This is a genomic window from Rhizobium jaguaris (assembly GCF_003627755.1).
GTDB lineage: Bacteria > Pseudomonadota > Alphaproteobacteria > Rhizobiales > Rhizobiaceae > Rhizobium > Rhizobium jaguaris.
The window spans coordinates 66,718-91,907 of record NZ_CP032695.1 but is presented as its reverse complement, the minus strand read 5'-3'; the positions used below and the strand labels follow the sequence as shown (position 1 = coordinate 91,907).

General features: G+C 59.2%; 24 protein-coding genes. 16 read left to right on the top strand and 8 right to left on the bottom strand.

The window, feature by feature from the left end; translation table 11 throughout:
• Positions 1-69 precede the first annotated feature (69 nt).
• Positions 70-1,137, top strand: a complete 1,068-nt coding sequence (locus tag CCGE525_RS39695) for a response regulator (protein WP_342637448.1) — start codon at positions 70-72, stop codon at positions 1,135-1,137.
• A gap of 55 nt (positions 1,138-1,192) precedes the next feature.
• On the opposite strand, the gene CCGE525_RS22535 is transcribed toward CCGE525_RS39695, so the two are convergent.
• The 3 genes from CCGE525_RS22535 to CCGE525_RS22525 form a co-directional block, all read right to left on the bottom strand.
• Complete coding sequence (locus tag CCGE525_RS22535) at positions 1,193-2,077, bottom strand: DUF1259 domain-containing protein (protein ID WP_120706617.1); 885 nt, start codon at positions 2,075-2,077, stop codon at positions 1,193-1,195.
• 204 nt (positions 2,078-2,281) lie between these two features.
• The gene (locus CCGE525_RS22530) at positions 2,282-2,752 is read right to left on the bottom strand and encodes a chromate resistance protein ChrB domain-containing protein (RefSeq protein WP_120708573.1); all 471 of its coding nucleotides are present in this window, start codon (positions 2,750-2,752) and stop codon (positions 2,282-2,284) included.
• Between the two features lie 14 nt (positions 2,753-2,766).
• Positions 2,767-3,729 carry a Fe-Mn family superoxide dismutase gene (locus tag CCGE525_RS22525; RefSeq protein WP_120706616.1) on the bottom strand — a complete coding sequence of 321 codons (963 nt, stop codon included), beginning with the start codon at positions 3,727-3,729 and terminating at the stop codon, positions 2,767-2,769.
• Positions 3,730-3,828: 99 nt separating this feature from the next.
• Here CCGE525_RS22525 and CCGE525_RS22520 point away from each other — a divergent pair, with 99 nt between their 5' ends.
• The 9 genes from CCGE525_RS22520 to CCGE525_RS22480 all read left to right on the top strand — a co-directional run bounded on the left by CCGE525_RS22520 (position 3,829) and on the right by CCGE525_RS22480 (position 12,562).
• Entirely contained in the window at positions 3,829-4,815 is a 987-nt protein-coding gene (locus CCGE525_RS22520; protein WP_205587502.1) for a chromate resistance protein ChrB domain-containing protein, read from the top strand.
• A gap of 14 nt (positions 4,816-4,829) precedes the next feature.
• Positions 4,830-6,245, top strand: a complete 1,416-nt coding sequence (chrA, locus tag CCGE525_RS22515; RefSeq protein ID WP_120706615.1) for a chromate efflux transporter — start codon at positions 4,830-4,832, stop codon at positions 6,243-6,245.
• 82 nt (positions 6,246-6,327) lie between these two features.
• Positions 6,328-7,533: an MFS transporter gene (locus CCGE525_RS22510; RefSeq protein WP_120706614.1), complete on the top strand. Its 1,206-nt coding sequence runs from the start codon at positions 6,328-6,330 to the stop codon at positions 7,531-7,533.
• A gap of 129 nt (positions 7,534-7,662) precedes the next feature.
• On the top strand, positions 7,663-7,929 hold the full coding sequence (locus CCGE525_RS22505; RefSeq protein ID WP_120706613.1) for a PepSY domain-containing protein: 267 nt from the start codon (positions 7,663-7,665) through the stop codon (positions 7,927-7,929).
• A 2-nt stretch (positions 7,930-7,931) separates the two neighbouring features.
• The gene (locus CCGE525_RS22500; protein ID WP_120706612.1) at positions 7,932-8,498 is read left to right on the top strand and encodes a cytochrome b/b6 domain-containing protein; all 567 of its coding nucleotides are present in this window, start codon (positions 7,932-7,934) and stop codon (positions 8,496-8,498) included.
• Positions 8,495-9,172 carry a response regulator transcription factor gene (locus CCGE525_RS22495; RefSeq protein ID WP_120706611.1) on the top strand — a complete coding sequence of 226 codons (678 nt, stop codon included), beginning with the start codon at positions 8,495-8,497 and terminating at the stop codon, positions 9,170-9,172. The genes CCGE525_RS22500 and CCGE525_RS22495 overlap by 4 nt, the downstream gene beginning before the upstream one ends.
• Positions 9,169-10,524, top strand: coding sequence for a sensor histidine kinase (locus tag CCGE525_RS22490; protein ID WP_120706610.1), 1,356 nt, complete (start codon positions 9,169-9,171; stop codon positions 10,522-10,524). The genes CCGE525_RS22495 and CCGE525_RS22490 overlap by 4 nt, the downstream gene beginning before the upstream one ends.
• A gap of 190 nt (positions 10,525-10,714) precedes the next feature.
• Positions 10,715-11,707, top strand: a complete 993-nt coding sequence (gene pdxA, locus CCGE525_RS22485) for a 4-hydroxythreonine-4-phosphate dehydrogenase PdxA (protein WP_120708571.1) — start codon at positions 10,715-10,717, stop codon at positions 11,705-11,707.
• Positions 11,708-11,794: 87 nt separating this feature from the next.
• The gene (locus tag CCGE525_RS22480; RefSeq protein WP_120706609.1) at positions 11,795-12,562 is read left to right on the top strand and encodes a DeoR/GlpR family DNA-binding transcription regulator; all 768 of its coding nucleotides are present in this window, start codon (positions 11,795-11,797) and stop codon (positions 12,560-12,562) included.
• An 86-nt stretch (positions 12,563-12,648) separates the two neighbouring features.
• Here CCGE525_RS22480 and CCGE525_RS22475 read toward each other — a convergent pair whose 3' ends face one another.
• The gene (locus tag CCGE525_RS22475; RefSeq protein WP_120706608.1) at positions 12,649-14,208 is read right to left on the bottom strand and encodes a B12-binding domain-containing radical SAM protein; all 1,560 of its coding nucleotides are present in this window, start codon (positions 14,206-14,208) and stop codon (positions 12,649-12,651) included.
• 371 nt (positions 14,209-14,579) lie between these two features.
• Here CCGE525_RS22475 and CCGE525_RS39875 point away from each other — a divergent pair, with 371 nt between their 5' ends.
• Positions 14,580-15,086 (top strand): hypothetical protein, encoded by a 507-nt coding sequence (locus CCGE525_RS39875; protein ID WP_120706607.1) that lies wholly within the window; start codon positions 14,580-14,582, stop codon positions 15,084-15,086.
• A 55-nt stretch (positions 15,087-15,141) separates the two neighbouring features.
• Here the strand turns inward: CCGE525_RS39875 and CCGE525_RS22465 are convergent, their stop codons facing one another.
• The 4 genes from CCGE525_RS22465 to CCGE525_RS22450 all read right to left on the bottom strand — a co-directional run bounded on the left by CCGE525_RS22465 (position 15,142) and on the right by CCGE525_RS22450 (position 18,546).
• On the bottom strand, positions 15,142-15,492 hold the full coding sequence (locus CCGE525_RS22465; protein WP_120706606.1) for a hypothetical protein: 351 nt from the start codon (positions 15,490-15,492) through the stop codon (positions 15,142-15,144).
• Between the two features lie 79 nt (positions 15,493-15,571).
• Complete coding sequence (gene repB, locus CCGE525_RS22460) at positions 15,572-16,600, bottom strand: plasmid partitioning protein RepB (protein WP_120706605.1); 1,029 nt, start codon at positions 16,598-16,600, stop codon at positions 15,572-15,574.
• Positions 16,597-17,772, bottom strand: coding sequence for a plasmid partitioning protein RepA (gene repA / locus CCGE525_RS22455; RefSeq protein ID WP_120706604.1), 1,176 nt, complete (start codon positions 17,770-17,772; stop codon positions 16,597-16,599). Before repA ends, repB begins: the two co-directional genes overlap by 4 nt.
• Before the next feature lie 321 nt (positions 17,773-18,093).
• Positions 18,094-18,546 (bottom strand): DUF4168 domain-containing protein, encoded by a 453-nt coding sequence (locus CCGE525_RS22450; protein WP_120706603.1) that lies wholly within the window; start codon positions 18,544-18,546, stop codon positions 18,094-18,096.
• A gap of 551 nt (positions 18,547-19,097) precedes the next feature.
• Between CCGE525_RS22450 and CCGE525_RS22445 the strand changes: the two genes are divergently transcribed.
• From CCGE525_RS22445 to msrA, 5 genes are all read left to right on the top strand, one after another.
• Positions 19,098-20,150, top strand: a complete 1,053-nt coding sequence (locus tag CCGE525_RS22445) for an alpha/beta fold hydrolase (protein WP_120706602.1) — start codon at positions 19,098-19,100, stop codon at positions 20,148-20,150.
• A gap of 247 nt (positions 20,151-20,397) precedes the next feature.
• The gene (locus CCGE525_RS22440; RefSeq protein ID WP_120706601.1) at positions 20,398-21,138 is read left to right on the top strand and encodes a response regulator; all 741 of its coding nucleotides are present in this window, start codon (positions 20,398-20,400) and stop codon (positions 21,136-21,138) included.
• Complete coding sequence (locus CCGE525_RS22435) at positions 21,135-22,457, top strand: sensor histidine kinase (protein ID WP_120706600.1); 1,323 nt, start codon at positions 21,135-21,137, stop codon at positions 22,455-22,457. Before CCGE525_RS22440 ends, CCGE525_RS22435 begins: the two co-directional genes overlap by 4 nt.
• Positions 22,458-22,638: 181 nt before the next feature.
• Positions 22,639-24,405, top strand: a complete 1,767-nt coding sequence (locus CCGE525_RS22430; RefSeq protein WP_120708570.1) for a cytochrome c biogenesis protein DipZ — start codon at positions 22,639-22,641, stop codon at positions 24,403-24,405.
• Positions 24,406-24,416: 11 nt separating this feature from the next.
• Complete coding sequence (gene msrA, locus CCGE525_RS22425) at positions 24,417-25,154, top strand: peptide-methionine (S)-S-oxide reductase MsrA (RefSeq protein ID WP_120706599.1); 738 nt, start codon at positions 24,417-24,419, stop codon at positions 25,152-25,154.
• The last annotated feature ends 36 nt before the right edge of the window (positions 25,155-25,190 follow it).

The following is a 25,190-nucleotide window of genomic DNA, read 5'->3' as shown; positions in this document are numbered from 1 at the left end:
TTAGTTATTTGATATATCCAATTCAGGCGAGTGTCAGCAATTCATAGCATCTATCGTGCAGGTCCGGTTATGGGGGCGACCGTGCGAATATTGCTCGTCGAGGATGATGCGATCTTGGGGGATGCGTTACGCGATCATGTCGCGGCTGACGGCTGGGATGTCGATTGGGTAGCCGATCTGCAAGGCGCGAAGCGCGCTGTGGATGCAGCATGTTATTCCTTGATCCTTCTCGACCCTGGTTTGCCGGACGGCAGCGGCTTGGAGCTGCTGACGCATTTGTCGGCGCGATCGCCCGCCACGCCCACGATCATCATCTCTGCCGACGATCAAGTTACCGACAGGCAAAGAAGCCTCCAGCTCGGCGCGGCTGACTGTCTTGTCAAGCCGTTCAGCCTTAGCACGCTAAGTGCGCGTATCAGAAATGTGCTCAGCACTTCCAGCCGCGTCTCGGGGACGAGCGCTCTTTTGGACCGATCGGGCGACGCTTGCGATGGCCCTGAACAGTCGACAGATACTGATGCCCCACAGAAAGGGGAAGGAAAAGCGGCGAGGTGGCTGTCGACACGATCACGCAGGACGAAAATCGCAGGCGCTCTGGCGGCAACGCTTGCCCTGCCAATCCTGGGGATCGGCATTTACCTCGCCGCACTGCAACTGAGCGGCAATTTTCACCAGGTGATCCCCGGGGAGCTCTATCGCTCCGCCCAGCTCTCGCCGGCGGAAATCGAGACCTACGTGCACGACAACGGCATCCGCACGATCATCAATTTGCGCGGCGAGAACAAAAAGCGGGCTTGGTACGATCAAGAGATAGACACAGCGCGGCGCCTGGGCATCGAGCATATCGACTTCAAGATGTCTGCATCGAAAATATTGACGCCAGACAGGGCCGATCAACTGGTCAGCATTCTGCGTTCGGCGCCAAAGCCTATCCTCATACATTGTCAATCGGGAGCGGACAGAACCGGTCTTGTTGCCGTTATCTACAGCCAGCAGATCGCCGGTATCGACCAGAAAACCGCTGAACGCCAGCTTTCCATCGTCTATGGCCACATCGGAATTCCATATCTGTCAAGCGCATTCGCAATGGACGAAAGCCTGCAGAACTTGGAGAAGCATTTCAGCCGTCTTGACTAGATCTCGCCCGCGTGCAACGGCGGTAACAAGGTTGTCCCACCGCCGTTAGATGCGGTCAGGAGTGCTGAAGATTGACCTTGTCCAAGGCGGACCTTAGCCCCCGTGCCAACTTATTCACGTCGTCGTTGGCCCAGAAATGCATGAAGAACAGCCGCGGTTCGTCGTCGAGCATATGATTGTGCACGGCGGTAACTTCGATTCCGCCCTCGCGCAACGCCTGCAACACAGGATTGACCTCGGAGGCGATCAACACGAAGTCGCCTGTTATCGCTGCCTTGCCGTTATCGGTCGGCTGGAAGTTGATGGCGATCGCTGAGCCCATGGCTTCCGGCACCTCCATGCCGTCGTCCTTGATCGTCTCCGCTCGAGGGATGCTGATCTGGTAAACGCCGGCGTTCGTCTTCCCCTTATGGCCAAGCGTCTGATCGATGGCGGAGGTATCGAGATCGACGGCAGCCGAGGGAGCACTCGCCGGCGAGTCGGAAAGCGGCGTTCCACTTTCCTGCAACGCGGCGTGTAACGCTGCCGCCAACTTGACCGGATCGCCATGCCCGAGGACATGCATGTACATGGTGGCGGGATCCGACCGCAGCAGATGATTGTGCAGCGCGGTCACGTCGATGCCGCTCTCGATGAGCTTCGTCATCACCGGATTGACCTCGGGCTGGGTCAGGACAAGATCGCCCATGACCATGGCGTCGTGGTCGCTCGTCGGCTTGAATGCCAGCCAGGAGCCGAGCGCCAGGGCTGGTTTGAGCTGCACGCCGTCCAGAGTGACTTTCAGGTCCGTGCGCGGCAGTCCCACGCGGTAGACGCCGCCGGCTACTTGTGCGCCGGATCGACCGAGCGCTTTGCCGACCGCCGTCCAGTCGGGATCGGAGTGCGCTGGCATCGTGAGTGCCAACAACAGGATTGCGGCCGTGGCTAGTCTTACTCGCATCGTCTTGCTCCTGTTTGCTTGTTCCCCCGTCTGAGAAAAGTCCCTCTCCGCCTTGCCATCAGGCAAGGTCTGATCCGTTTCGAACTGCCAGCAACCGCCTTTGCCAGCATCTCCTGCCAAGGCGGCCTTGGCTGAGTTCGTGGTGCCGCTGGGAGTGATCGCCGGTACGACGACCGCACACGCGCAACGCCCTAAAAGTCGAGCTCAAGCTGCTGTGGGCTTCATTGCAGGCGGCCAGCTATGCGTCTCGGTCTTGCGCCGCGAAGCCCATGCATAAAGCGCGTCATAGATAACGAATCCATGCTTCAGAACCTCGTGATCATCGGGCGTCACATCCCGAAGCCCCATGGAGATCGCAAGCAGCCCAGCCGATTGCGGCGTGAGGTCGTGCCGGTCGGTGTCCGCGCCGCGAACGATGGCGGCGATGGTCACGATTGCCGGATCGGTGTCGAGGCTATGCTTCGCAACGAAGGCGTCGAAGCTGCAGCCCTCGCCTACATGGGTGTATTCGACACCGGGCACGTCATAAGGAATGGCTCCTGTCTCCCCCGCCACCTTGGTCACCTGATCCGGCGGCACGAACAGGAATTCCGGTTCCTTGTCGATGAACCGTGCGATCAGCCAGGGGCAGGCGATACGGTCGATGACCGGACGTTCGCGAGTAACCCACTTCATGATGCTATCCTCCTTCAATGTTTTCCGATGCGTGCGAACGGGACGGTCGGGCCGCCGATCGCATGCCAGGCGGCAATTCCGCCCGAGAGCGCCCGTGCGTTCAGGCCGCGACGGCGCAGCTCGGTGACGGCGTCGCCGCTGACCTGGAAGCCATAGACGCAATAGATGACGATCGGCTTGTCCTGGGGCAGTTCGTCAGCCCAGCCGCCGATTGTCTCTGGTGGCTGGAAGATCGCGCCGGGCAGCATGTCGCTGCGGTTCGGCAGATCTTCGGCGAGACAGACATCGAGCAGGACGATGTCTTCCCGGCGTTGAATGCGGGCGAGCAGATCCTCCGCCGCGACATCCTGGTCTCGCGTTATCGTCTCGGTCGCGGCGGTGTCGGTCAGACGTTCGCCCATCCGCTGGAAGCGGGCAGCAACACGTTCCCAGTGAATGTTCTTCATAAAGGCGTCGACATAGGCGCCAGCCTTGGCTCCGAAATCGAGGTGGTAGGCATGCTCGTACATGTCGAGCGCCAGTATGGGGATGCTGCCGGCGAGGCAGTTGGTGTGGTCCGCCGCCCATTGGATCTTCAGACGTCGGTGGCGTTCCGACCACACGAGCAAGGTCCAGCCCGAGCCTCCCGCCTGCGCCTTGGCGCAGGCCGTGAAGCGGGTATGCCAGCCGGCAACGCTGCCAAAATCGCGTTCCAGCGCTTCGGCGAGATCGCCGGTCGCATCCCCCGATCCACCGAGCCCGTCGAAGTAGATCTCGTGGAGGATAGCGGAGTTCGCCGCGACAAGCTCCTCCCGCTTCAGACCGTTGATGTCGAAGACAGGAGCCGCGCTCCAATCGAGTTCATCGAGCCGCCGTTCGATCGCATTCAGGCGTCGCACCGCGCCGCCATAGTTGTTCTCGTAATGGCTCGCCAACAGCCGCTCGGAAAGTCCGTCGAGCCGGGGTGGCTTAAAGGGTAATGGGATGATCCGGTGCATGGTGCCCTCACTCAGGCTAACACGACTGAGGTAAGGATACGCCTGAATATGAAATGATACAAGTGTTGCTTTTTCAAGCTATGATGATACAGTGCAAACATGAACGATGATACGAAACCGGTGGAACAACGCTGGCTGCTTTTGATCCACCAATTGCCAAGCAAGCCAGCCTACTTCCGGGTGAAAATCTGGCGGCGCCTGCAGCGCATCGGCGCCGTCGCCGTCAAGAGCACGGTCTACGCCCTGCCGGCGAACGCCGAGACGCAGGAGGATTTTGAATGGCTTCTGAAGGAGATCGTCGAAGGCGGTGGTGAGGCCATGGTGTGCGAGGCGCGCCTCATCGACGGCCTCTCCGACGCCCAGGCGCATGCACTGTTCGATACGGCTCGCGACGAGGACTACGAAGCGATCGCCAACGAGGCGCGGACGCTTTCAGCACGACTGGAGGCACTTGCGAGGGTGGAGGAACGGGCCGAGATCCGCGCGCAGACCGATCGCCTGCGCAAGCGGATAGCCGACATCGCCACGATCGATTTCTTCGGAGCAACCGGCCGGCTCTCGGCGGAGGGCCTGATTGCGGACCTGGAGCACAGGCTGGAGGAGGATGCGGACATGGTCGAAGAACATCCGAAGGCTCCGCCGCTCAAGGCGGCCGATCTGAAGGGGCGCATCTGGGTCACCCGCAAGGGCGTGCATGTCGATCGTATCGCCTGCAGTTGGCTCATCCGTCGCTTCATCGATCCGGATGCGGTTATTCGCTTCGTGCCGGGCAAAGGTTACGTCCCGAATCCTGGCGAAATTCGCTTCGACATGTTCGAAGGCGAGATAACCCACGAAGGCGATCACTGCAGTTTCGAGGTGCTGCTCGCCGGGGCTGGCATCGCCGATTCCGCGTTGCAGGCCATCGCCGAGATCGTCCACGACATCGATCTGAAGGACGCAAAGTTCGGGCGCGAGGAGGCGAGCGGCATCGCCAGCCTGATTGCAGGAATCTGCGCCGCCAATCCGCAGGATGAACAACGCATCGTCCAGGGCGGGCCGGTCTTCGACAACCTCTATCAATATTTCCGCGCGAAACGCGGCTGATACGGACACGGATCATGAACAAGATCGAAAGTCTCGACGCCTCCCCGCTCCAGCGCGCTGATCCGCCCTCCCACGGGATTTCATTTGGCGAAGCAGTCCGAGTCTGGGCACGCGTCGCCGCCCTGAGTTTCGGCGGCCCCGCCGGCCAAATTGCGGTCATGCATCGGATCATCGTCGAAGAGAAGCGATGGATCGGCGAAAACCGTTTCCTTCAGGCATTGAATTATTGCCATCTCCTGCCGGGTCCCGAAGCCCAGCAACTTGCCATCTATATCGGCTGGCTTCTGCACAAGACCAGGGGCGGGCTGGTGGCCGGGACCTTGTTCGTGCTCCCCGGCGTCGTCGCCATCATGGCGCTGAGCTGGATCTACGCCATCTTCGGTAGTGTCGGATGGGTCCAGGCGCTCTTCTTCGGGCTGAAGGCGGCCGTATTGGTAATCGTTGTCGAAGCCGTCTTCCGGATCGGTCGGCGAGCCTTGAGGAACAATGTCCTGAGGGGATTGGCCGCCGCGGCTTTCATTGCGTTGGCATTCTTTCATGTTCCGTTTCCACTCGTCGTCCTAGCTGCCGCGATCATCGGCTATATCGGCAGCCGCGCCGGCTGGGCGGCGTTTGCCCCAGGCGGCGGCCACGCAAAGACCGACGGCACGCAACTCGCTGATATCGATAGCGCCCTTGGCGAGGAGACGCCCGTCCACGCCCGTCCGGCAGTAAGCTGGTCCATGAAGGTGGCCGGTGTTTTTTTGTTTCTGTGGTTCGCCCCCACTCTCATGTTGTGGATGACACTCGGCCAAGGGAACGTCTTCACCGACATTGCGCTCTTCTTCTCCAAGACGGCCGCTGTATCCTTCGGCGGCGCCTATGCAGTCCTGTCGTACGTGGCCCAGCAGGCAGTCGATCACTATGGCTGGCTGAAGCCGGGCGAAATGCTGGACGGCCTCGGCATGGCCGAGACGACGCCCGGCCCCTTGATCATGGTGACGCAGTTCGTCGGCTTCATGGGCGCCTACCGCGCGCCGGGCTCCCTGAATCCTCTGCTCGCCGGCACGCTGGGCGGCCTGCTGACGACCTGGGTGACTTTCGTTCCCTGCTTTCTCTGGATCTTCCTCGGTGCGCCGTTCATGGAGGCGATGCGCAGCAACAAGGCCCTCTCTGCGGCACTGGCCGCAGTCACGGCCGCCGTGGTCGGGGTGATCTTGAACCTGGCGGTGTGGTTTGCGCTGCACGTGCTGTTCCGCGATCTCCACGAAATGCGCGGCTTCGGCGTGGTCGTCACTCTTCCGGTACTGAGTTCCGTCAACGTGCCGTCCCTGATCCTGACACTCGGCGCCGCCGTCGCGGTGTTCCGTTTCAAGGTCGGCATGCTGGCGGTGCTCGCCGGCTGCTCGATCCTTGGGCTTGCCTATGGACTGCTCATGGGATGGGTGTAGCGCGAACCAAATCGAAGCGGGTGTCGGACAGGAAGGCGCTCGCCTCGGCTCCCCCCGCCAAGGCAAGGCGCGATCGAGAGCAATGATACAGGTTCAAAGCATCCAGCCGACGACATGGCTCTTCACGGCGCGCTCTTTGCGCGACTTTGGCGATGGCTTCATGGCGATCCTGTTGCCGGTCTATCTACTCGCTCTTGGATTCTCGCCTCTGCAGGTCGGCATCATTGCGACGGCATCCCTCCTTGGCTCTGCGCTCTTGACGATCGTCATCGGATTTCTTGGCGCACATCATGATCTCCGTCGCTTGCTTCTCGCTGCCGCCGGCCTGATGGTCGCCACCGGTGCCGCCATGCCCATTATCAGCGACTATGCGCTTCTGCTCGCGGTCGCATTTGTCGGCACAATCAATCCGTCAGCCGGTAGCGTGAGCATCTTTGTGCCACTTGAGCACGCAGTTCTCGCCCGCGAAGTGGCCAACGTCGAACGAACAAGGATGTTCGCCCGTTACAGCCTGGTCGGGGCGCTTGCAAGCGCCGGCGGCGCGCTCGCCGCGGCCCTGCCCGACTTCATGACACGGTTAGGTCTTGCGCAACTGACAGCCATCAAGCTGATGTTCGTTCTCTATGCGGTCGTCGGCATTCTCGGCAGTCTTGTTTATGCTCGCATACCGCCTCGTCCAGCGAGTCACGAAACCGACAAGCCGGGGACGCTTGGGCCCTCGCGCGCCATCGTCTTGAAGCTCGCGGCCCTCTTCAGTCTCGACGCTTTCGCCGGAGGTTTCGTGGTTCAGTCGCTGCTCGCCCTGTGGCTGTTCGAGCGATTTAATCTCTCGCTCTCCGAAGCCGGAGTGTTTTTCTTCTGGACGGGTATGCTGTCGGCATTCTCGTTTCCTGTCGCCGCACGGCTCTCGCGGCACGTCGGCCTCGTCAACACCATGGTGTTTACCCACATTCCGTCGAGCGTCGCCCTGATGCTCGCGGCCTTCGCGCCCACCTTGCCGCTGGCGCTCGCGTTACTGCTGGTTCGGGCGGCACTCTCGCAGATGGACGTGCCGACACGCTCATCCTATGTGATGGCCGTCGTCACGGAGGCGGAGCGTGCTGCCGCCGCAAGCTTCACGTCTGTGCCGCGAAGCCTCGCCGCGGCGGTCAGCCCTGCCATAGCGGGCGCCCTCTTCGCCGCATCTTATCGAGCCTGGCCTCTTTTGATCTGTGGCGCACTGAAGATCACATACGATCTCCTATTGCTGCTGCAGTTCCGGCATCTCAAGCCACCTGAGGAAGGCTGAGCCTAGCGCCGTCCGGGCCGGGTGCTCGCGCCAAATGTAGTTAATCACCAATCCCGACAGCAAACGGACAGCTTTGTCGTTCTATCGATTTGCCCGTCGCCCACAAGGGCACTAGCAAAGGGTAGAATCATGAAGCTGAAACTTATCGCCGCACTCGCGATCATATCTGTCACCCCGGCACTGGCGCTTGCGAGCCCGAGCTGCACAGGCGAACCGAAGTCCAAATGGATGTCCGAGGACGCCATGAAAGCGAAGATCGGTGCGATGGGCTACAAGGTCAAGACGTTCCAGATCACGGGTAACTGCTACGAAATCTACGGCAAGGACAAGGGTGGCAATCGCGCCGAGGTCTACTTCAACCCGGTCTCCGGCGACATTGTCCAGATGGGCGACTGATGATGACGGCGATCTCATCGAAGAAGGAGGGCGCTCAGCCCTCCACCGCCGCCCTATCCGTGATCAAGGTCTGGGATCCAGTGGTCAGGCTATTTCATTGGACCGTCGTTACGGCTTGCGTGCTCAACCTCTTCATCCTGGATGAAGGCAAATACTGGCACCGCGTCACGGGATATACTGTTGCCGCCGCCATCGCCGTCCGTGTCATCTGGGGATTCGTTGGAACGAAACATGCGCGTTTCAGTGATTTCCTGCCGACACCCGGTAAGATCGTGAGCCAGATCGTGGGTATTCTGGATGGCAACGAGAAGCGGTACATTGGACACAATCCCCTGGCATCGGTCATGATGCTTTGCCTGATGGCGCTTCTCGCGACAACGGCACTGACCGGCTGGATGACAACGCTCGATGCCTTCTGGGGCGACAAATGGCTGGAGGAATTGCACGGTATCACTGCCAACGGCATTATGGTGCTCGCTTTTGCCCATGCCGGTGCTGCCGTCATCGAAAGCTGGAGACACAGGGAAAATCTCGTCTGGTCGATGGTCACGGGTCGAAAGAAGGCATGAGGATACTGCTCATCGAGGACAGCGCCCGGCTTCGCGAGCTGCTTTGCGAGACCATCCGAGACGCCGGATGGAAAATCGATGCCTTCGCAACAGCGCAGGAGGGGCGGCTGACACTCGAAAGCGCGGATTACGATCTTCTCCTTCTCGACCTCGGTCTGCCTGACGAGGACGGCATCGACATGTTGAAATCACTCCGGGCCGCAAAGGTTCAAATACCTGTTCTCGTGCTGACAGCACGCGGAGCTATCGATGAACGCATCATTGGCTTAGATGCGGGTGCGGACGACTATCTCGCCAAGCCATTTCACAACGGCGAGTTGATTGCGCGTATTCGCGCCCTGATGCGGCGGGCGCCGGTGACGACCATGCCGACGCTGGAGTTCGCAGCCATTCAATATGAGGTGGCGCAGCGGCGCCTAACCTGTGCCGGCAGTGAGATTGCACTTACTCCGTCCGAGAAGGGGCTGCTCGAACTATTGCTGCGCAACGGCGGCACGGTGGTGCCCAAGCCAAAGATCGAGCATGCTCTTTCCGAATTCGGCGACGAGAAAAGCAGCAATGCCATCGAACTGGCCATTTCCCGATTGCGCAAGAAGCTGGAAGGACATCCGACCGGAGCCGTGATCGAAACCATCAGAGGTGTCGGATACATGATGCGCGAGGTACGCGATTGAGCCGGTCACGTCCAACGCTCGGCACCATTCTGACACGACGGATCGCGTTCTTTGCCTTGCTGGCAATGGTCCTGCAGCTCGCCGTCGTCGTCTCCGACTACTATTGGAATGTTGGTGAGCTCTCGCGGCTTTTTGTCGAACAGGAAACCCAGAGGCTCGCAGGCGGCATCGCCGTGACAAATGGGGGTGTCAGCTATGAGCTTCCCGAAAATGTGCGCCAACGCTACCAGCATGCCCAAACCGGCTATGTAGCGCAAATTCGGGATGCTAACGGCAGCCTGGTTTTTGAATCCTGCGACGACGCATGTGAAAGTCGGTTTCTTTCCCGGGAGGACAATCCGCCGGATTTCTGGCTGAGATCGCTGACGCCGGGCCGGCCGCTCACGCTGGTCGGCGGCCGCGCATTCCTCGTCGGAAAGCAACGCTTCGTCGTCGACGTGGCCACGACGGGCGATCCGCAGGATGTCGTCTCGGATGTCCTTTGGAACGAAATCATCGAGCACATGATCGTCCCGATGAGCATTCTCCTGGTGCTCGTTCTTGGCGCGACCTTGCTCTCCGTGCGCCAGGCGCTCAAACCCGTGCGGGCGGCGGCCGATGCGGCGGATCAGATCGACCCGATGAATTCGCGCTCGCACCTGCAGTTTCAGGATATGCCGCGCGAGATTGCCCACCTCGCGATTGCCGTGAACCGCGCCTTCGAACGTGTCGGCGAACTTATGAAGTCCCAGAAGGTTCTGACATCCGGGATCGCGCACGAAGTCCGCACGCCGCTTGCAGCGATCAAGCTGGAACTTGGCCGCATCGATCATCCGCGGGCGAGAAAGGCAGAGGCCGATCTCGACGATCTCGTGCGTTTCGTCGGACAGCTGACGATGCTCGCTCGGCTCGACACGTTCGATCATGCGATGTTCGAAAAGGTCGATCTCGTCGAACTGTCTTCAAGTGTCGTCGAGCAGCTTGCGCCATGGGTCTATGAAAACAATCGCTCGCTCGAGCTTTCTGTTCAGACCGACACGGCCGTGGTTCAGGGTGTTGCGGCTCTCCTGAAAGATGCTCTGCGCAATCTCATCGAAAACGCCGTGCGCCACACACCCGACCGCACCAATATCGTTGTGCGGGTAGGCAGCCGCACGATCCAGGTCGAGGATCGATATCCGGAGGGCCATCGGCGAAATACCTATGTTGGCCAACGCCCCGACAGCCTCGGCATAGGCCTGAAGATTGTGGAGCGCATTGCCCAAATACACCGAGGTTCGCTTCGTCGCTCCTGGTCCAAGCGGGGCTACATCTTTGAATTGGAAATTGGCACGCGAATTGGCGAAGGAACGGCCACGCGTCAGCACGCATAGTTCGACGAAGAAACGTAGAACAGCCTCGGAAGTGAACGGTTCAAGCAGATTGCCAGCGGAGAACGCGCCCAAGCGTCCGATGATCGAATCAATCATTCTGTGAATATTTGATTGAAAAGATCATGAGGATACGATTTCATGATGCTCAACAGCATGTCTCTTGATCGCAGATATCTCCAAGGACGGACGAATGGCGAAACCGATCATAGCAATCACCATGGGCGATCCCTCAGGCATCGGACCGGAGATCATCGCCAAGGCGCTGGCATTGCCGACAGTTCGAGAATTTTGCCGCCCCGTGGTCGTGGGTGATTTGGACCGGATGCGGAAGGCCACTGCCATCGTAGGAACGACGGCGCCGATCCGGCCAATCACCGCGATCGGCGATGCAAACGAGGAGATCGGGGTAGACGTCGTGCAAATCGGCAATCCCCTATCCGATCTGCCCTTTGGCATTGTCAGCCGCGACGGCGGCGAAGCCGCTTATCGGTTCATCGTCTCGGCCGTCAGGCTCGCGCAATCCAAGCAGATCGATGCCATTTGCACGGCGCCGATAAGCAAGGAAGCGCTGCATCTTGCAGGACATCGCTATCCCGGGCACACCGAACTCATCGCGCATCTGACAAACACCAAGGAAGTCTCGATGATGCTGGCCTCGCCGAAGCTTCGCGTCGTCCATGTCACGACCCATGTCGGTCTCATCGACGCTATTGCGAAGATCGAGCCGGGACTGGTTTTTCGCACGATCGAACGCGGCCGCGCGGCACTCATCGGCATGATGGGCCGCGAGCCGCGCATCGGCGTCTGCGCCATCAACCCGCATGCCGGCGAAAGCGGGCTTTTCGGGCATGACGAGGAAGCGATCAAGATCGCGCCGGCCATCGCCGAGGCAGTCGGGAAAGGCTATGACGTGTCCGGGCCGCTCGCCGCTGACACTCTCTTCTTCCGCGCCGTGCGGGGCGATTTCGACCTCGTCGTTGCCATGTACCACGATCAGGGGCACGGACCCGTAAAGGTCCTCGGCATCGAGGAGGGCGTCAACGTGACCGTCGGTCTGCCGATCATTCGCACGTCGGTGGATCACGGAACCGCCTTCGATATTGCCGGCCAGGGCAAGGCCGATGAGCGCAGCCTGATCTATGCGCTGCGTCAAGCCGCGATTCTATCCGGGAAGGCCGCCTGACCATGTTATTGGCCTGTCGGTGAGTTTGATGGGTCGCCGAATTCTTTCGTGTGGCCGGCTTGGATCGAATGGTTTCGAGGGGTCGTGATGAGCGGTTTCAACCAGAGAAAGGACGCGCTGCTTCGGCTGCTGCAAATAGGAGCGCCCACTGTCCAGGCCTTGAGCGCTGCGCTTAACGTTTCGGTCGCGACGGTGAGGCGCGATCTGGCAGCACTCGCCGAAGAGGGTGTGATTGCCCGCACCTACGGAGGCGCGACGCTGCTGCAACGAGCCGAGCCGACCTTCGATTTCCGCATGCGGGTCGCCGCCGCCGCAAAACGCAGGATCGCCGAAGCGGCATTCGATGCACTTGACGGAGCTTCCACGATCTTTCTGGATGCCGGCACGACCGTCGGCGCGCTCGCGGAAAAGCTAGCTCTCATGCAGGATAGTCTGAACGGTCTCGTTGTCGTCACGCAATCACACCGGGTCGCCGCCATTCTGGCGGATATCGCCTCGATCGAACTTTTCCTGCTAGGGGGCCGCTACCGGGCCAATTCAGAAGGCGTGTTCGGCCCGCTTGCAGAACGAACCATCGAAGCCTTTCGTTTCGAAAAAATCTTTCTTGGGGCAGATTCCGTTTCCGCCGAGTTCGGGCTCGGCGAAACGACGCTGGAACAGGTCCGCCTGAAAGAAATCGCCATGCAGCGAACCCAGGCGACGATCGTGCTGGCCGATGCGACCAAATTTCAGGATCAGGCCCTACCCTTTTGGGCAAGGCTGCCGGAGGGCGCCAAATTGTTTACGGATGAAGCAAGCGAACAAATGCGGCAGCGATATCGCGATGCGGGTTTTGCGATTTGCACCGCCCAGTAACAGGTATTTCAGATCGAGCTTGGGACTCATCGATCAAAGCCGGCAGTCAAGTCTCGCAATCCTTGGTGCCAGTCCGGGGTTTCCAATCAGAATGAATTGACGATATCGCCGCCGGTCTGCATTTGCTGGACCATCTTGTGTGCGTGATAGTGCATGGCGCATTTGATGGCATAGATTTGCAGGATTATCGGTGAACGGCGGCGCAGCAGGAGTTTCCAGAGGCGTTGACGATAGATATTGCGCAAGTCCGCCTCCTGTACCCGGCTCATCAATCTTGTAAAAATGCCCGCTGCTTCAAAAGCCCAGGTCAGATTTAAGGCAATCAGGCGGAGGGGATGGCGGCGCAGATGGCGCAGGCGCGACCGCTCCGGCTGGATATTGGCATCGAGATAGAGCGCGTCCAGCCTGTCGAAATAAGCGGCGGGTTGGTGAAGGTCGCTCAACACGGAGAGATAGCCATCGCGCAAAGTCTCGCGGCTGAGATTGAGAGGAATGACGTTGGTGCCGAAAGCCGGGGGATCGTCATGATCAAGCCGCCCTTCCTTCTCGAGGCGCGTATAAAGCGGTGTCTTAGGGATGGCGGCCAGCATGCCGATCATCGCACTGACGATCCGCGCGTCCTTGATGAAGACGCGTTGGGCGTCGAAGATCGTCGCGTCGTCGCTATCGAAACCTAAGATCATGCCGCACCACACTTCCATGCCGGTCTCTTGGATCGCATGGATCTTCTCCAGCATCGTCCCACCTTTTCGGAGATTCTGGAGCTTCTTGGTTTCGCGTAGCGCTGCTTCGTTCGGTGTCTCGACGCCGATGAAGACAATACGGATATTGGCATCGACCATGAGCTGCATCAGTTCATCGTCGTCGGCGAGGTCAATCGAAGCTTCGGTGAGGAACGTCATCGGATAGTGGTTGCGCTCCTGCCACGCCACGACGTCGCGCAGAACCTCTTTGATCGCCTTCTTGTTGCCGATGAGATTGTCGTCGACAATAAATGCCGTATCCATTCCGGCGGATAGCAACGCTTCCATCTCGGCGATGATCTGTGCGCTGGTCTTGATCCGCGGCTTTCGCCCGAACACGACAATGATGTCGCAGAAGTCGCAGGTGAACGGGCAGCCTCGCGAGAACTGGAGACTGCCGAGCGCATACTCATCCATCTTCAATAGATCGAAGCGCGGGACCGGCACCTTGCTCATGTCCGTCTTGTCGGATTGCTCATAGCGCCTGACGTGACGGCCCTCTTTCCATTCGAGCAGGAATTGCGGCCAGGTCTCTTCGGCCTCGCCGATGAATGTGACGTCTACAAGGCCTTCGAAATAGTCCTCTTTGACGGTGACCCACGGCCCTCCGACGACGATGAAGCAATTGCGCCGTTTGAGTTCCGCCAGAATTTCCTTCATCCGAAACCGTTGGACGATCATGCCCGTGAGTGCGACGATATCCGCTTGCGCGCAGAGGTCGTAGTCGATCGGCTCGACATTCTCATCCATAAGCGTAACGGTGTGTTCGGCTGGCGTGAGCGCCGCCAGCAGAGGAAGACAGGCGACGGGAAGATTCGCTTTTACGTCAAACAACGGAAGCGCGTGTTCCATGCCCCAATAGGAGGTTTCGAAACGCGGATTGATGATGATGATATGCGCCATTGATCCCACCGCTCCATGACCTTGAAGACTTAGTTCGGTATTCTGCTAAGGCTTTTCTCGTTTGGATCGGCTTGGTACTTGATCGCCCTGGCCCCAAACGGAACGGCACCACGCTCCCGGGGCACCGCAGGCGCAGTATTAGCAGCCGTAAATGAGCTCAAAATTAAATTACGGGAAGCCGCAGAAAGCCGTGGCCCCGCTATTGCCGAGGCAATTTCAAATTACCACGGCTCCGGGCCGGAAGAATAGTCCAACTTGTTCGCTGCCTCTTTCCGGGCTGTTGTCATGACGGTGAGTATCCGCGTGCAGAATACAAGGAACTATACGAACATATACGCGTTGAGGAAAATTCGTCGTTCGGGGGTTCTCTCATGTCGTGCTTCGCTCGTCTTCTCCTGATCTTGTTATTCGGCCTTTTCCCGAGTTTGGCCGCCGCAGACGAAAGCAATTTTCTGCAATCTCTGCAGGGAAAATGGACCGGCAAGGGAACTGTCATCCGACGGATCGGAACGTCGCCGATCAACGTCGCATGTACGTTTGCACTAGCGGCAGCCGGGCCCTCGCTCTCCATGCGCGGCAATTGTCGAGGCTTACTCGTCGTGAACCGCGCGATCTCTGCAGATCTTAGGGTGAATGGCACCCGCTATAGCGGCGTCTATGTCGGCCCAGCAGGGGGGCGTTCCGGATTGTCCGGAAAGCGCCAGGGCAATACCATCGACCTTGCCGTTCACTGGGCACAAGAGGTCAACGGCAATCGGTCGGCGAATATGACGATCCAGCAAGTCGGCGGCAACAGCCTCAATCTGCGAACGATCGACCGCGATCCGACAACCGGGAAATCGGTAGTAACAAGCGATATTGCTCTTCGCCGGCTGTAGTACGGCCGCCGGATCGGGCCTGAAGACACATGTTTTCACGCACCGGAAAACAGGCCTAACCGAGCATTTTCTGACTGCTGATGCCAAGAATATCGTTTACCAGAGCGATTGCGATCCCGGCGGCCACGATGAGGAGCCCAATCAGAAAAAGACGGCGGGCGCGGTCGTATTTGGCCACCAGCAGGGAATCCCGTGAAAGCAGGTCGGCGAAGACTTTCACCTGCAGGGCAATTCCAACAACCATCACCGTCATCGGCAGAATGTCGATGCGGCTCCAGTCGTTCGGATTGGAAACCCAGTTATTGATGAAACTCAGCGAGAAACCGGTAATGATCCCAACGGCCGTCAACGATCCATTGCGAAAGGTCGCATCGATTTTTTCCTGACCGTCCGTTTCCGACGCCATGCCGCTTCCCGTCAAATGACAACCTGAGTCGTCAAAATACCGTAGTCAGCCAAGCATCCTCTCCGCCTGATGTCCAGATCTATCGAGTCTTCGGCACGGTTTGGTTTTGCGCCGTCCTGTGCGGTTCGCCGAGATATTCGTCATGCAATTCTTCTATGCGGCGCAGCAGGTATTTTACGAAATCGTCGGAGACAGCTTTCGTAAACGTGAGCTTGGTTCCCGTCTTGGCGTAGTTCACTGTGGCAAGGGTCATTCCCTTGGAAACGACTTCTTGAACGCGGTCGCACGCCGCTGTGGGCGTGCTTTCGGCCATGGAAACCGCGTTCAGCACGGCGGAAAATCTGGCATCGCTGGAAAACGACCGAGCAGCCGGCTCCGCCAAAAACCGTTCCGCGATCTCCACCGCATCAGCATTCGTGCTCCAGCGCTCGGCGAGCTGCGCCCAGCGCCGCCTGCCGGTTTGCGGAGCAAAACCAATGGCCGTCAGAACCGTCTTCGGAAAGCTCCTTGCGATCTGAAGCATCTCGGAAACGTGCGACTTTCCGGTTGCCAGCGAGGCACAGATCACCTCGCGTTTGAATCCCGCTTCTTCCTGACCGAGGGCGAAAACGCATTTTTCAATGAAGGATAGGTCGTCGCGATTGGCATTCTCTTCGCCCTGGATGACGATTGCCTGTTCGTCCGAAAGATCGCGGATGATTGCTTTGAACTTGATGCCGAGGAGCTTTGCGGCCGCGAGACGGCGCCGGCCGAAGACGATCTGAAACTTGCCCCCCTGCCCGCTGACCGGCCGAACCAGGCCGGGGGTGGTTTGTCCGTGCTCACGCATGGACGTCAGGAGATCTTGAAGCCTCTCTTCATCGTAAGCTCCGTCGAACCGATCAGGTATGTGCGACGGCAAAATCGCATCCACATCGAGTTCGATAATATGATCCGCATCGCGGAGCAGCTTATCGGCAAGTTCGCCGCGCTCCTGAAGCTGTCGAACGCCGGCAGCAACCTTCTGAAGATGCGGGGACGCGGACGTCGAAAGCGACGTGGACGCTGCCTCCTGGCCGAGTCCGACCAGCACGTTCGCGAACATGCCTTTGGAATCTTTCCTGCTCATTCACGCCCCCATGCTTTCCAAAAAAGTTCTTCGATTTCGGCATTTGCGGCGTTGACCGATTCGATTGCCCGGTCATAGGTCTTCGGAGCGGAAAACCTCGCCCGCTGCACCTCATAAAGACTCTGCTTCCAGGTCAGCACATCAGCAACGGCGGTCGACTTGATCACCGAATTCAAAAGCAAATCTTCGCCGAAGACCTGGCGCATCAGCGCCGTCATATTCGCCTGCGGATGATCGTTCGGCTCGAATTTAGTGATCAGAAATTTGGCAAAGTCCCATTGCGCCGAGGTCCCCACCTGTTCGAGAATCTGCATGTAGGATCCGGCAAGCTCCAGAAATTTTGCCGTCGAGTCGACATCGAGCATGTGCGCAGGAACGGGTATCAGAACGCCCGTCGCCGCCGTGAGGGACGACAGGGTGAGAAAGTTCAGCGACGGCGCCGAATCCATCAAAATGATGTCGTAGCGATCCGCAACCTGCTCCAACGCTTGCGATACGCGCAGCAAGAAGCTTGTGCCGCCGGATTTGCGCATTTCAAGAGCGACCGCAGTTTCGAATTCCGTAAGTTCGAGACCGGCGCAGATGACATCGAAACCCGCGATGTGGGTGTGGTGGATGACCTGCTCGGTCGGGAGCGGATCTTCGAAACGAATGGCCGAATAAAGCGTGTCGCCATCGCGGTAATCGAAGTCAGGCAGACTTCCGTGAAGCGTGGTCAGCGACGCCTGCGGATCGAGATCCACCGCAAGCACGCGATAGCCTTTCAATGCGAGATAGTGGCCAAGATGGATCGTGGTGGATGTTTTGCTGGAGCCGCCCTTGAAATTCGTGATCGCCAGAATCTGGCATTGCTCGGCGCCCACCCGTCGTGGATTCATCCACTTCTTGCGGCCATTTTGCGCAAGATGCATCCGGAGTTCGAGGATCTGCTCCATCGAGTAGAAGCGCCGGCCATTTGAGACCTCGGGAGACGGTCCCTGCTCTTTCAGCGAAATCTGCCTGATATAAGCCTCGGTAACGTTGAGGAGCGCGGCAACTTCGGAGGAGGTGAACTTGCGCATCGTGCGGCGGGCATCCGGGGGATGCTGCGCGAGGCTCAGATTTCCCAACGCGACGTCCAGCTTCGCTGAGAATGTCTGCATGAAGGCGAGGCTGCTCAAATGTCGTGTCACGGCTCTCTCCCGTCTTGGCCAGGATACTAAGCGCCTCGATGGTTAACGTTTGATGAAGGATCGCGTAGTTACGCGAAACGCCGATATTGCCAATATTTGGCGTAGGTATTGGGATAACTCGATTCTATCGCCACTGACAACCGTCATACGGCCGTGTTCCCCGCGGGGAACTTTCGGTTCAGTATGGAATGCACAAATCGAATTAGAACATTTTCGTCTAAGCAATTGCGACAAAATCACACTGACCGATGCCGCGTCGAGTTTGCGATGCTCAACGCGGCCGGCGTTGTCGATCAATTTGCTTGTCGGTCGTAGCGCCGCTTACTGCTGTGCAGGCGCAGGCTGCTGTCCAGGTGCGGATTGCTGTGCAGGCGCGGCCTGCTGGATCTTTTCCTGAACTTTCTTAACGAGCGCAGGATCCTTCTGCGCAGCAGTTAGAATTGAGTTGTATTCCTGTACCGACATGCCCGGTGAGGTCTGAACAGCCTGTACCATCTGTTTGCCAGCTTCGGCCTGTAGCTGTTGCTTCGCGGTCGCATCCGGCGTCGCTCCGATCTTGGCTGAATATTCCTGCCTGATCTTGTCTACCTGGAGATACGCGACGGCAAAAGCTTGGATTTTCTGATCGCTGATAGGCGCGCCCTGGGTACCTGGTTGCTCTTGGGCCGGCTGCTTTTCTTGCGTTGCCTGCTGTGCGGACGCAGGATTGCCAAGAAACATTAGGCTCAAGGCTGCAGCGGTCAACGATGTAGCGGTGATATAACGAGTAATCATCTTCATTCCTCTTTGTAGCGCAGGGAGAGAACGCCTCTTTGATGGCGCAGAGTGAACGGCGGCATATCGCATTGATTAAGCCGTCGGTTAGGGTTGAGGAACGAACCGGCGACAATGTGGCTCTCAAACGTTTTCTGTAGGGCAATAGCGTGGCGATCCGCTGACCGTAGAGCGGCGGCTTTGTGGCCGCCGCCAGCCGACACACCACTCCACCACTCTACCAAACAGCGTGGGCCACCGTTCTTTTACCTAGTTCTTACATACCACTCGACCGTTGGGAGAGTTCCCCGCGGGGAACATTGGAACACAGCGAGCACGGCCGAGGCTGCTTCCGCTTACAGAACCACCGGGGTAAATGATGACCGTCGCAGATCCGACGTGCAGTCAGGCAGGTGGAGAGGCCGACCGCAAAGACGCGGTCCTTTGTAACCAATTGTATCCGAACGTCCGAAAGCTACATCGGCATTCAAAGCCTATGAGATCACGACACATCCCGGATACATGGAAGCGGTTTCTTTATGACGACGCCTGATCCTATTGGAGAGAGAGCAATGTCCGAAAATATCAACCATCACCGCCGCCGTTTTTTTGGTACCGCGGCTATGACCATCGCCGCCGCGCAGCTCGGTATGCTCGGCGTCGCACAAGCACAGTCGGCCCAGACGAAGCCGACGGCTTTGCCCGCGGTCAAGCCGGGAACCAGCACGACCTTTGGCGCCCTGAAGCAGATCAATGCCGGTCTGCTGAATATCGGATATGCCGAGGCTGGCCCCGCCGATGGTCCGCCGGTCATTCTTCTGCATGGCTGGCCCTATGATATCTACAGCTTCGTCGACGTCGCTCCCGTGTTGGCGTCGCAGGGCTACCGCGTGATCATTCCCTATCTGCGCGGCTATGGCACGACGCGCTTTCTTTCAAATGATACGGTCCGCAATGGCCAGCAGTCGGTCGTGGCTGTCGATATCCTTGCCTTGATGGATGCCCTGAAAATTCAGAAAGCCGTCCTCGGCGGTTTCGATTGGGGCGCCCGCACGGTCAACATTCTCGCCGCGCTCTGGCCGGAGCGCTGCAAGGCAATGGTCTCTGTCAGCGGTTATCTGATTGGCAACCAGGAAGCCGGCAAGACACCGCTACCACCGAAGGCTGAGCTGCAATGGTGGTACCAGTATTATTTTGCAACCGAACGCGGCCAAGCAGGCTACGCCAAATACCGGCACGACTTTGCCAAGCTCATCTGGCAGATCGCATCACCGAAATGGAACTTCGACGACGCGACCTTCGACCGCAGCGCCGCATCCTTCGACAATCCGGATCACGTCGCTATCGTCATTCACAATTATCGCTGGCGGCTGGGGCTGGCGGAAGGCGAGGCGCAGTATAACGATCTGGAACAGCGGCTGGCAAAGGCTCCGGTGATCAGCGTGCCCACCATTACTATGGAAGGCGATGCGAATGGTGCGCCCCATCCCGAACCGGCAGCCTACCGCAACAAATTCACGGGCAAATATGAGCATAGAACCATCGAGGGCGGCATCGGCCACAACCTGCCGCAGGAAGCGCCGCAAGCTTTCGCCCAGGCGATCATCGACGTCGACAAATTCTAATCCTCGGAGCACGTCGCCAGCAGTGGTGTAAAATACCATGCTGGCGTTATCAGGGGCTCAAGCTCCCCCTGATGCCTATCCCCGGCAAACGCCTATACATTTGTTTTGTCATAATTATTAATGTGATAAGCGAAACGCGGTTGCCCGGTTTGAACAGCGGCGGCATTGTTGACCTACCGGCAACAATCCGTTCAGTGGCCGTTCAAAAATTGCTGTTGCGCCGTCCGCAGAAAAGAGGCCCCCGACGATGGATCACATCGACCACATCCTGATCGTCGATGACGATCGCGAAATCCGTGAGCTGGTTTCGAACTATCTCAAAAAGAACGGGCTGCGCACCACCGTCGCGGCGGACGGCCGGCATATGCGGGCGTTTCTGGAAGCAAACTCTGTCGATCTCATCGTCCTCGACGTGATGATGCCCGGCGATGACGGCCTAGTTCTTTGCCGAGAGCTGCGCGCCGGCAAGCACAAGTCGACGCCGATCCTGATGCTGACGGCACGCGATGACGAAACGGATCGGATCATCGGCTTGGAGATGGGAGCGGATGATTATCTGACAAAACCCTTTGCCGCGCGCGAGCTGCTAGCCCGTATCAAGGCAATCCTGCGCCGGACGCGCATGCTTCCGCCGAATCTTCAAGTGACGGAAGTCGGCCAGCTTTTGTCCTTTGGCGATTGGCAGCTCGACACGACCGGTCGCAACTTGCTTGATCGCGAAGGAACCGTCATCGCGCTGAGCGGCGCGGAATATCGTTTGCTCCGTGTGTTCATCGACCATCCGCAACGCGTTCTCAACCGGGATCAGCTCCTGAACCTCACGCAAGGGCGTGATGCCGAGTTGTTCGACCGCTCCATCGACCTATTGGTCAGCCGGCTCCGTCAGCGCCTCGGCGACGACGCGCGCGAGCCTGCCTACATCAAGACCGTCCGTAGCGAGGGCTATGTGTTCGCGGTGCCGGTCGAAATATCCGAGCTGCGTCAATGAGCGCCGTCGCAGGGTTTCGCGGATTTCGGCCTTGGCCTCGCACCTTGGGATCGAGGCTGTTTCTCATCCTTCTCGCCGGCTTGATGCTTGCGCAGGGGCTTACCTTCGGTGTCCAGTCCTTGGAACGCTACCTGACGGCCAAGACGGTGATGCTCAACACGCTGGAGAGCGATGTGGCGACCTCGATCGCCGTTCTCGACCGTCTACCCGCGGCCGAGCGCGCCGATTGGCTGGACCGCCTCGACCGCGGAACCTATCGATTTGTGCTTGGTCCAGGCCTTCCCGGCGTGCCCGCGATGACTGATCAGGGCAGGCAGATTGCCGGAAAAATACAGGATGCCGTCGGCAAGCGTTTTCCCATCAGGTTCGAGTCGATACCGGGTGACGGCAAACGGCTCCAAGCCCACCTGACCCTGAACGACGGCAATCCGCTGACGATCGACGTCAACCCCGCACCCATCATGCCGATGGCTCAATGGCTGCCCATTGTTCTTCTCCTGCAACTCGGTCTCCTCATTCTCTGCACCTGGCTCGTCGTCCGCCAGGCGCTCCGTCCGCTTGCTGATCTGGCCAATGCCGCCGACGCGCTTGACCCGAACAAGAAGACGCCGCGCTTGATTGAGTCGGGGCCAAGCGAAGTCGCCCATGCCGCCCGCGCCTTTAACGCGATGCGCGACCGGATCGCCCACTATCTTGAAGAAAGAGTGCAGATCCTTGCGGCAATCTCGCACGATCTCCAAACGCCGATCACGCGCATGAAGCTTCGCGCCGAGATCGCGGAAGAGTCTGCGGAGAAGGAAAAACTGGTTCAGGACCTGGCCGAGATCCAGCGCCTTGTCCATGAAGGGGTGGCCTATGCGCGTAGCGCCCACGGAAATACCGAGAAACCCTCCCGCATAGACATCGGCTCCTTCATCGAGAGCCTCGCTTATGACTACCAGGACACCGGCAAGGCCGTGATGGTCGCCGACAAAGTCGACGGCGCGGTTGTCACCCGGCCGCATGCTCTGCGGCGGATCCTGACAAATCTCATCGACAACGCCCTCAAATTCGCGGGTACGGCGGAGATATCCGTGCAGAAGGACAGCGATGGGGCAGTTCTCATAAAGGTGCTCGATCGCGGTCCCGGCATTCCGGAGGATCAGCTCGATGCCGTGATGCAGCCTTTCTTCCGGCTCGAACAATCCCGAAGCCGGGGAACCGGGGGAACCGGACTGGGATTGGCGATCGCCGGACAGCTTGCTCAGGCGATTGGCGGCTCGCTCGCATTGCGCAATCGCGTGGGCGGCGGGCTATCGGCGGAAATCACCATCCGCTGACGGGTGCAAGGCCGCGCTACGTTTGTATCCCAACGTAGCGGCCCACTCTCTTCGAACACTTCGTTACACTTTCGCCCGATCGGGACACATGGGGGATACGTCAGCTCCCCCTTATGCGGTCAATGGCCGCTCATCAGCCATTGCGCCCTGGCGCCCGATCAATCCTTGAAAGGACACGATGATGACACTTCTTGTCATTGCCTATCTCGGAGGCGTGCTGACGATCCTCAGTCCGTGCATTCTCCCCATTCTTCCCTTTGTCTTCACCCGTACCGGGCAGCCTTTCGTTAGAAGTGGCTTGCCGATGCTTGCCGGCATGGCGATGACCTTTGCCGCTGTTGCGACGCTTGCGGCAGTCGGCGGCGGCTGGGCCGTTCACGCCAATCAATATGGCCGCTATGCCGCCATCGCATTGCTTGCTGTCTTCGGTGTGACCCTTGTCTCGCCGCAGATAGCCACAGTGCTCGCCCGGCCAATCGTGGCCTTGGGAAACAGGCTCATGAATTCGGCTGGCCAACGTTCCCGCTCCACGGTTGCAAGTTCTCTGGTTCTCGGCATCGCAACCGGGCTGCTATGGGCACCCTGTGCCGGTCCAATCCTCGGCCTCATCCTGACGGGTGCCGCCCTTCAGGGGGCGAATGCCCATACGACCTTGCTGCTCCTGGCCTATGCGGCAGGTGCGGCGACATCGCTCGCCGTCGCTATTCTGGCCGGCAGCCGGGTCTTCGCGGCCATGAAAAGCTCTCTTGGCTCCGGCGAAAGAGTGCGCCAAGCGCTCGGCGCGGCGGTCCTCGCCAGTGTCGCGGCGATTGCACTTGGCCTCGACACAGGGTTTCTGGCGCGCCTGTCCTATGCCAGCACCTCGACATTCGAGCAGGCCGTTCTCGATAATTTCAACGCCGATCGCCGGGACCAGGCGGCAACTATGGTGGCCAGCAACACACCGATGATGGCCGCCACAAAACCTCGCTTCAGGAGCAGGCTTCCCGTCGAAGGCCGGCTTCCTTCTCTGGATGGCGCCGTCGAGTGGCTGAACTCGCCGCCGCTGACCGCCGAGCAACTGAGCGGCAAGGTCGTGCTGGTGGACTTCTGGACCTATTCCTGCATTAACTGCATCCGCACGATCCCCTATATCAAAGCCTGGGCGGAAAAATACCGCGACCAGGGGCTGGTCGTGATCGGTGTGCACGCGCCGGAATTCGCTTTCGAGAAGAATATCGACAACGTCAAGGGAGCCCTTAAGGACTTCGAAATCGGCTATCCCGTCGCCATCGACAACAATTACAGGATCTGGCAGGCATTCCAGAACAGCTACTGGCCGGCTCTCTATTTCGTCGATGCCAAGGGGCAGATCCGACATCACGTTTTCGGGGAGGGGGAATACGACACCTCCGAAAAGGTCATCCAGGAGCTACTGGCAGACGCCGGCAGCCAGATGCCCGAAAACAGCATGGTCACGCCGAATGCGCGAGGCGCGGAAGCAGCACCCGATCTCGGCAATATCAGATCCGGTGAGACCTATATCGGCTACAAGGAAGCCTCGAACTTCGTATCGCCGGAAGGTCTGAACGGGAATGCCGCCCAGGACTACACCACCGGCGAACCCGGTCTCAACGAATGGGGCCTCTCCGGCAACTGGACCATCGGTCCCGAGCAGGCGACGCTCAACAAGGCCGGCGGTGGCATCACCTATCGCTTCAGTGCGCGTGACCTGCACCTCGTTCTCGGCCCCGGCGCCGACGGCAAGCCGGTGCGGTTTCAGGTCACGGTCGATGGCAAGGCGCCCGGCGCAAGCCATGGCGCCGACACTGACGCCGAGGGTAACGGCACGATCACCGAAACACGCCTCTATCAGCTCGTGCGCCAGGCCGGCGATGTCGGGGAACGGACCTTCACGGTTCGCTTCCTTGATTCCGGCGTCCAAGCCTACGTATTCACCTTTGGATGAGGCGCAGAACGATGCAGTCCAGAACGCATTCTAGGTTTATCACCCGTTTCGGGACCCTACGTCCCGTTCTCGTTGCCGGCGGCTTGCTTGGCTTTTTCGGAGCGCCGCTTCTCGGCAATTCGTCAGCCGCCGAGGAGCCGCGATTGGTGCCGCCTGCGATTCATGATGCGGCAAACGCCACCGGCCCGCAGACCGCCGTGTTCGCCGGCGGCTGTTTCTGGGGTATGCAAGGCGTGTTCCAGCATGTCGAGGGCGTCATTGCCGCAACGTCAGGTTATGCCGGCGGCAGCGCAGAGACCGCGAACTACGAGCTGACGGAAAGCGGAACCACCGGCCACGCCGAAGCCATCCAAATCGTCTTCGATCCGAAGACAATCAGCTACAGCAAGCTGCTGCAGATCTATTTCTCGGTCGCCCACGATCCCACGCAGGTCAACCGGCAAGGCCCGGACAGCGGCACGCAATATCGCTCCGCGATCTTTCCGGTCGACGCAGAGCAGCAGAAAGTCGCATCGGATTATATCGCCCAATTGGAAACGGCCCATGTCTTCAAGGCGAAGATCGCAACGACCATCGAGCCCGGTAAACCCTTCTACAAGGCCGAGGCCTATCATCAGGACTATATGGCCAACAATCCGAGCCAGCTCTATATCGCAATCAACGAGCAGCCCAAAGTCGACAATCTGAGGAAGCTCTTTCCCCAGTCCTTCAGGGAAAAGCCGGTTCTGATCTCGGACCAACAGGGCTGACGGAAGCGCCGAAGCCTTGCCTTGTGGGGCCACGAC